This window comes from Cyanobacteriota bacterium, from assembly GCA_025054735.1.
Classification (GTDB): domain Bacteria; phylum Cyanobacteriota; class Cyanobacteriia; order SKYG9; family SKYG9; genus SKYG9.
In genome coordinates this window covers 8747-17626 of sequence record JANWZG010000019.1, presented here as the reverse complement: position 1 = coordinate 17626, position 8880 = coordinate 8747, and the positions used below count along the sequence as shown (strand labels likewise).

At 52.4% G+C, this 8880-nt stretch carries 4 protein-coding genes; all 4 read left to right on the top strand.

The genetic code is table 11. The features are described from left to right. Positions 1-228 precede the first annotated feature (228 nt). The 4 genes from NZ772_02010 (at position 229) to NZ772_01995 (ending at position 8851) form a co-directional block, all read left to right on the top strand. A complete protein-coding gene (locus NZ772_02010) occupies positions 229-2673 on the top strand; it encodes a hypothetical protein (protein ID MCS6812340.1) in 2445 nt (814 codons plus the stop codon). Positions 2674-2754: 81 nt separating this feature from the next. Continuing rightward, the gene (locus NZ772_02005) at positions 2755-3327 is read left to right on the top strand and encodes a hypothetical protein (protein MCS6812339.1); all 573 of its coding nucleotides are present in this window, start codon (positions 2755-2757) and stop codon (positions 3325-3327) included. Positions 3328-3644: 317 nt separating this feature from the next. Beyond that, a complete protein-coding gene (locus tag NZ772_02000) occupies positions 3645-5066 on the top strand; it encodes a hypothetical protein (protein MCS6812338.1) in 1422 nt (473 codons plus the stop codon). Next, positions 5063-8851: a TonB-dependent receptor gene (locus NZ772_01995; protein ID MCS6812337.1), complete on the top strand. Its 3789-nt coding sequence runs from the start codon at positions 5063-5065 to the stop codon at positions 8849-8851. Before NZ772_02000 ends, NZ772_01995 begins: the two co-directional genes overlap by 4 nt. Positions 8852-8880: the final 29 nt, after the last annotated feature.

Genomic DNA, 8880 nt, shown 5'->3' with positions numbered 1-8880 from the left:
TGAGACCTTGCCTCTGCCCTCTCACTAGGGACTCGTGACTTGGATCTGCGTAGCCTCGTTATGCCGATCAATCCTACAAATAGTTTCAATTTCTTAAAAAAAGATATTAGTTTGATCTCTGTACCATGATCAGTGTATGATTGCCAGCGTGTCAACAATCGACCAGATTGTTAGGGGGTGCTTTCTAGTGTGTTCCAATTGGTCTAGAGATTCATCTGCCGACAACTTATGGTCACAAGATTTCATCAAATGCGCTGGTTTTCTGGCTCATTGGCGTTCCTATTGATTACAAGTGGCGTACTTCGAGCAGTTCTACCATCTTTAGCTCAAACTGCTGCAGGTACACCAATTAATAACCAAGCAACTGGTACCTACGAAGATCCTGCCAATCCAGGGATTCCAATTGGGACACAATCTAACACGGTAACGGTCACGGTAGCGGAAGTCGCTGGCATTACGGTGACGGGTGGTGGTGTAACTGATACAACGCCGGGTACCCCCGTATCACCAGGTGATCTGCTCCGATATGATTTTGTTGTCACTAACGTAGGTAATGACCCAACTCGTTTCCGCATTCCCAATACGGCAGCTATATCGGGGCCAGCAACGATAGCTGGTAATTTGCAGGTTAGCTTTGATGGCGGAACTACCTTTACCGACATTGTTGGTACAGAATTAATCACACCAGACACTGCTGCTGGGTTAATTCAACCTGGACGATCGGTGATTGTGCGGGTGAATGTGACGGTGAACCCAACTGCTGCAATTACTGATCCACCGATTGTAGTTCGTTTTGGGCAAACACCAGGCGATGCCCAAAACCAGCCTCGTATTGCCGATGGGGGTGACGTGTATACGGTGGATGGCACGGCTGCAGGAGCAACGCCGATCGCAGAGGTACCTGGTGCACCCGTGAATGGCGATCGTGAAGCCAGCGCTACTCAGTCTATTCCCGTGGGCAGCAATCCCCAAGCCTTAGCCGCTATCCTCAAGACGAGTTCTGTTAATAACCAGGGAACACCTCCAATCAATGATGATGTTATCAATTACAACTTGACGTTACGGGTTCAGAATACGCCACCGCCTGGAAGTACTAACATCACGCCAGCACCCCTTCAAGGCACTGGCCCGATTAATGGTCTGCCCGCTGGTAACTATGTCTTGATTTCGGATGCAATTCCTGTGGGAACTGACCTAGCAGGGCCAGCAACGGTTTCGCCAGCTCTAGCTGCGGCGGGTTGGCAGCCAGTTTATACCACTGATCCACTGACGACTAATGCTAATGTTGCCACGTGGACATTGACTGCGCCGGGTACCTTTCCAGCAGCAGCGGTTACCCGTGTAGGCTTTGTGTTGAACACGGATGTGCGTGGTGTAATTCCTGCTGGGACAACCCTCAGCGGCTTTTCATTCCCTGTTTCCCCTGAGGCTGCGTTTGTGATTGCGGGCGGTGGGAATATCGACAACATTGCCCAGCTATTTGGACGCACTGCTGGAACCAATAACCAGGTGTATGACGAATCGGGTGACCAAAATCCCTCTAACTACAACGATGATGGTACACCCGGCAGTCAAGTGCCAACGGATGGAGTGGCTATTCCTGGTAACGGCACTGATCCAGGAGGTAACACAGGCACAGGCCCTGGCGGCGAGAACAACCGGGTGAACTTAACCCCGCCTGCTGGGGTGTTAAATGGGCCTCAGGGTCAGCCTGCTGCTGTGGGGCCAACTAGTAACAATGATGATTTCACCAACAAGGCAGCTCCAGTGCCGCCTGGTTCTGGAACAGGCCCGATCGACCCCCCCATTGTTACCTTCACCAATACGGTTCAGAATACAGCACCTGTAAGTACGGCCCTGACAATCGTGCCAGGCCCAGTGGCTCCTGGATCCTTGCCTGCTGGCACAGTAGTCACCGTTACCTATGCTGGACAGTCGGCAACCTATACCTACAATGCAGGTGGAGTGCCCACGCTTACAAGTGGTACTCCAGTGGTGATTCCAGCCGCTGATTTGCCTGCAGGTGGTACCCGTGACTATGGTGTGGTGATTGACCTGCCAGCTAATACGCCACAGTTGACTGGTTTCACTGTGCCATTGATTGCCTTTAATGATCAAAATGCTGACCAGCAGCCCACTGTCGGAGAACCTCAGAATATAACCATTAATCGGGTTTACACCGGGTTTGTGCGGTTGGTCAAAGAATCCCGTATTCTTCGGGGTACAGGCCCTGCCGTTGTTCCTGGTAATGAGGTCTTTAGTACGGCACCCAAGGTTTCGTCTCCAGGCAACATTATCGAATATCGGATTACGTATACCAATATCTCCGAACCTCAGACGGGTAGTAATACTAATTTGGTGCTCCAAGCAACGAATCTTCGCATTGTAGAGAATGGCACTCAACCACCTAGTAACTGGGCGATCGACCAAGATCCACCAGGTTCGCCAGGGTTTGGCATTATTGATACCAGCAACGTGGTGGGGACAGCGGTTGACGATCCTGGTACTGGCTCAACCATTACCTTCTTCACAGGTGCTACGGGCACTACGCCATCAGGTGACATCAGCGGTCAAACTCAGGATACGGATGTGACGGCTTATATCAATACAATTACTGGCCCGATCGGCCCTGGAGTATCCCGTCGGTTCTTTTTCCAACGCCGAGTCAATTAAGGTCGCTTAGTTCAGCTTGCTTGATGACAGTGACTACAGTTAGCAAACTATCCCTAGAGGTGACAGATTGAGGTGAGAGCTATGAAGAAAACGTTGTATTGGCTGGGATTAGCGGGATTAGTAACTGCCATGGCGATCGTCCCTGTGCAAGGGCAATCGTTGGTCAATCGCCTGGTTGATGCTGGAGCTACCGTAGCACAGAATGTTCAGAATAAGCCCGTTGTGAACTTGGTGCTGAGTGCAGAGCAGAAGTTAGTCAAATCCACTGCCCAGGGTGAACCTCAGGTAACATGGCAAGCCCTAAGCGGCCAAGCCGTCGTACAGCCAGGAACGGTGCTGCGATATACCGTCACTGGCACCAATAGTGGCAATGCTCCAGCTAAAAACTTGGTGATTACTCAACCTGTTCCCAGGGGCATGGTCTATGTGTTGAAGACAGCAACAGCCTCAACGGAGAATGTCACGATAACCTTTAGCATCGATGGGGGCAAGAGTTTTGTAGCTACGCCGATGGTACAACTGGTGATGCCGGATGGCAAAATCGAGAGCCGTCCTGCGCCAGCGGAGGCTTATACCCATGTGCGTTGGAGGTTTGGAGAGTTACTAGCGTCAAAGGCGGTGGTGACCGCTAGCTACGAAGTGCAGGTGCGATAGATGTTGAAAGTCTTAGCTTGAGGTTGAAATCAGGGTGTAGTTTGGTTGCAGTCAAAGTGTGTTCTCATGATACGAGTTCTTGAGCAGTCAATCATTAAGGGGGTTGCATGACCGATTAGGCAATTTCATAGCCATATGGGATTACCAACAAGGAATGCAAGTATAAGAAGGTGAAGGGGAAAACTACTAAACGACAATTCAGACAACGATCGTGGCTATCCCAGCGTGGTTGGCTCGGTAGTCGTCGGTGGCGCTGGTATCCGAATCTCTCAGTTGTCACTGTGCTTCTAGTTTGGTTGTGGAGCAGTTGGCTGGTCATGACACAACCAACCCTGGTGATGGCCCAGACTAATAAACGGTTTACCAACCAAGCTGGCTATAGCTATACGGATGCTGCTACAGGTGCTTCCTTCAGCGGCAACTCTCAAGTCTTGCAGGCTGGGCCGCAACTGGTCGATCCCCTAGGACGAATTACTGGCTGTGAGGGTGAGGTTTTAGCGGCTTATCAAGGGTTTAGTGTTGCTCTATACGAGCCAGATGCCAGTGGTGTGGGCTTGGGCGCACTGGTTTCATTGACAGCTACAGAACTGCCTGATATCCCTAATAACGGTATTGCTGCTGGCCTAGCACCCAACACCCGCAATAGCAACCCCTTTTTCTTGACCAATAGCGATCGCGGCGGCTATAACTTCCTGTTGGATGCCAATCGAGGCCAATTGGATGTTGGCAAAACCTACATCTTGGTCGTCAACCCCCCGTCTGGTTCAATCTATAGTCAGCGTCGCATCCGCATCACCATTACCGGTCGCACGGGCAATGATGTTTCCTATAGCGCTACAGCCTTGGATGGGCTGCCAATTTCGGCCAATGGGGTCACGACGCTGAATGGCATCCTTAATGTTACCAGTGCTTCCACAACAGCGTTGATTCTAGCGGTACTGAGTGTGCGGGTTGATATTTGCCAAACTCAGTCTGTGCAGATTGTGAAGTCTGGTGATCGGGCGGCGGCTGAACCTGGTGATACGGTGATTTACCGCGTCTCTGTGCGTAGTCTGTCCTCCACCTCTCTCCAGAACTTGACCGTTCGGGATACGTTGCCCTTGGGCTTCAATTATGTAGATGGCTCAGCCAGGGCAGAGCTGAATGGCACGACAGTTCCTGTAGCTGTGAACCGGGTCGATCGTAACCTTACCTTCCAATTTGGCTCCTTGACCTTGCCAGCAACGACGGTCGCTCAGAATTCCGTTCTGAATATAGCCTATGCTGCTACCCTCAGCCCTGATTCCCTGCGAGGCAATGGACAAAACTCTGCCACAGTGGAAGGGCAACGAGCCGATAATCAGCAGGTTGTGCGCGATGGCCCTGTCTTCCATCGCTTGCGGGTACAGGAAGGCATTCTTTCCATCTGTGGCACCATCATCGGTCGCGTGTTTATCGACAAAAACTTTGATGGTGAGCAACAAAATGGTGAGCCTGGGGTGCCCAATGCAGTCATCTTCATGGACGACGGCAACCGGATTACGACGGATGCCAATGGGCTATTTTCCATCGCTAATGTGATTGCTGGGTATCGCACGGGAGTACTTGATCTCACATCACTGCCAGGATATACCTTGGCTCCTAACTTGTACTTTATTGAACGCAATAGTCAATCGCGCTTGGTGCGGTTGGAACCGGGTGGCCTAGCGCGGATGAATTTCGCAGTCACACCAGCCTTTAAGGAGGAGGGACGCTCATGAAATCCTCATGCTGGCTAAAACTTTCTGCTGTGCTATTGGCTCTAGGACTGCCTGTACAGACAGTAGCCCAGACAATAGAGGCACCAGCTCAGGTGTCGGGAGTGCTAGCTAAGCCTCAGCAGCTAATGGCTGACAATGTACTGGCTCAGGGGCCAACGCCGCCAGCGGCAAACCCAGATGTGGTAATTTTGGCTCCGATCGATGGCACTGTCTTAAATGTCCCCTCTACACCGCTGATGCTACGCTACGGCATCGGCAGTCGGGTGGATGTGCGGGTGAATGGGGCGATCGCCGATCCCGCTTTAGTCGGTCGCACGGAAACTGACCCAGAAACAGGGCTAGAAACCCAGACTTGGTATGGTCTTGCCCTCAAGGAGGGTGAAAACCTGATCGAAGTAACCGCAACGCGCACAGAAGCTGGAAAGCCGATGGTTTCCACGGCACGAGTTGTGGTGCAAGTGCGGGGCAACCCCATGTCGCTGCGCTTAAGCGCAGTAGAAACGCGCATTCCTGCTGATGGTCGTTCTACGGCAACGGTACGCGGGGAGTTGGTGGATGAGGCTGGCAATCTTACCAATCGCAATATTGTGATTACCCTGGCAACCAATGCTGGGGAGTTCATTGGCACCGATGTAGACCCAGAGCAGCCGGGGTTCCAGGTGCGAACCGAGCAGGGACAGTTCACAGCAACCTTGCGATCGTCCCTTACACCGGAAACGGTTAACATTTCTGCCAAATACAATGAACTAGAAGCCTTTACTCAGCTTCAATTTGAAACAGCGCTGCGCCCGTCGATCGCCACTGGTGTGATTGACTTTCGTCTAGGGGCACGGGGTACTGATTTCTACCGCAGTTTTCGGGAGTTTGTCCCTGCCGATCGGGACAATCGTGTGCAGTTTGATGCCACGGCGGCTGTGTTTGCGACTGGGGCCATTGGTGAATGGCTGTTCACTGGAGCCTATAACTCCTTCCGTCCCCTGAACCAGATTTGTGACGGCACATCACGCCTCTTCCGCGATCAGCAAGACTGCGATCGTGCCTACCCGGTTTATGGGGACAGTTCTACCAACGTGGTGGTTACTCCTTCCCAAGATAGCCTCTTCCTAAAGCTAGAGCGCACATCTCCAGTGCAGGGAGCAGGTACTGACTTTGTTATGTGGGGTGACTATTCTAGCCAGGAGTTTTCGCTGCGATCGCAACAATTCACCGCCTTCAACCGCCAACTGCATGGCTTTAAGGGCAACTTCAATATTGGCGATCTCCAAATCACTGCCCTCTATGGCGACAACATTCAGGGCTTCCAGCGGGATACGATTCCACCCGACGGTACTAGTGGCTTCTATTTTCTCTCCCGTCGGCTGCTCGTTCAGGGCAGTGAAACTGTTTATCTAGAAGCGGAAGAGCTGCAACGCCCCGGCACGGTGGTGAGCCGCACTCGCTTAAACCGGGGAGCTGATTACGAAATCGACTATGAGCGTGGCACCTTGCTATTTCGGCGGCGCATTGCTCGTACCGATGTGGACTTAGCCACAGGCGTGACTCTCGTGCAGCGGATTGTGGCAACTTACCAGTACGACGACCCTAGCAGTCGTAACAATCTATATGCTGGCCGCATTCGCTATCATTTCTCCCGTGAACAAAATCGAGAGGCCTGGATTGGTGCCACCTACCTACGAGAAAACCAGGGGGTTCGTAGCTTTGAACTGTATGGTGCTGACCTGCTCTTGCCGCTGTGGCAGAGAGGGAGTGTAATTGCTGAAATTGCTCGATCGCACAACAACCTGGATGTATTTGGAGCCACTAGTGGCAATGCCTATCGGGTGGAAGTGGAAGGGCAACCCTTTCCCAACGTTGACGTGCGAGCTTACTACCGCTCTGCCGATGCTGGATTCTCTAACAATTCCACCCTTAGTTTCACCCCAGGACAAACTCGCTACGGTGTCTATGCTACTGCTCCTATCTTTGACTCGACTCGGCTCCGCATTCAGTATGACCATGAGGATAACTTCGGCATTGCTAGCCGCCCCTTAGATATTTTTGAAGAGCTGATTGCACCCCGCACAGCCGCAGTACCGGGTAGCCGTGTAGACAATTCCCTCAATACCTATTCCATTGGGATTCAGCAAAAACTGGGAACAGCTCTGCTAGATGTGGATTTCATCCATCGCGATCGCACCGATCGCATCAACCCCAGTACCCTTAGCGGTAGTTCCGACCAACTGCGCTCTCGGTTTACCTACGCCCTGACCGAAAACCTCACCTTCATTGCCCAAAATGAGCTAACGCTATCCTCAACGGTGGATGCGGTATACACCGATCGTACCGTGTTGGGTGTGAACTGGACGGTGATGCCTGGTATCACCCTGTCTGCGGCTCAGCAGTTCTATACCCGTGGACAGTTCCAAGGGCAGGCTATTACTAGCTTTGGCATAGCGGCTGAGCACAAGATCGGTGAAGACACCAAACTGATTGGACGCTACACGCTGCTGGGTGGCAATAATGGCATGGTTGGTACGGGTTCCCTCGGCATTCAGCAGGGCATTCGTCTTGCCCCTGGTCTGCGCGTCGATCTGGCCTATGAGCGGATCATTGGTAGCTTCTTTGGAGCCACTGCTGCTGGTACTCAGTTTGCCCAACCCTTTGCTGTGGGACAGAGTGCTGCTGCCTTGGGGGTACAAGGGGGTGACAACTACAGCATTGGCATTGAGTACACCGACAGCCCTGACTTTAAGGCTAGTGCCCGCTACGAGTTCCGCACATCCTCGGTAGGCAGTAATAACGTATTGTCTGTGGTTGCTAACGGCAAAATCACACCCGGACTGACGGCCCTAGTGCGCTACCAGCTATCCGGCAGCTCTAATCAAACCATCACGGGCTTAGGAGATACAGCCCATCTGCGCTTGGGTTTGGCCTACCGTGATCCCCACAACGACAGTTTCAATGCCTTATTGCGCTATGAATATCGTCAAAATCCCTCAACGATTCCTAATACCATCCTCTTGGGTAGTGGTACTGGCTCCATTGACAATTTGTTTGCGGCTGAAGCGATCTATGCTCCCAATTGGCAGTGGGAGTTTTATGGCAAGTTTGCTATTCGCAACAGTGTGTCTTACCTAGCGCGGGACTTGGCAGGCACTAGCACTATCTCGCTTACCCAACTGCGGGCTACCTATCGCCTAGGCTACCACTGGGATTTAGTGGCTGAAGGGCGCTGGATCGGACAAGGTTCCCTGGGTTTTAACGAGTTTGGGGTGGTGGCTGAGGTGGGCTACTATCTCACGCCAAATTTGCGCGTAGCGGTGGGCTATAGCTCTGGCAGTGTGAATAACGATCGCGACTTCAGTGGTAGCCGTTCGGCGGGTGGCCCCTACGTCGGCCTTACCTTCAAGCTCAACGAATTGTTTGATGGCTTTGGGTTGCAGCGGGTGGCTCCACCTCAACAGCAGGAGTCTGTGGTTCAGCCTGTTGCCCAAACCAATTCTTTAGGTGTTGGCTCAGATGCGAGTGGTGCCAATTCTGTGGCGCTGCCATCTGACCTTCAGCTTGGGGACTGTAACCGTCAAGATGCAGGCTGCCCAACAGCGACCTTCAGTGCTCCCCTGTCTTCTCTCTATTGGCAACTGTTTACCCTTGACTTGCCTCCAGTTACCTTCCAGCCCATTACCTTACCCCTGCAAATGAAAGTACAGGACTCATCCAACCCATTTACCTTGAGTTATGCTCCACACCAACTAGAGCCACGAGCGATCAGCCTATCTGCTGGGGGAGGTGCTGACCATGACTAAGCAGCGACTATCCAGGGTGAGGCTTTCTC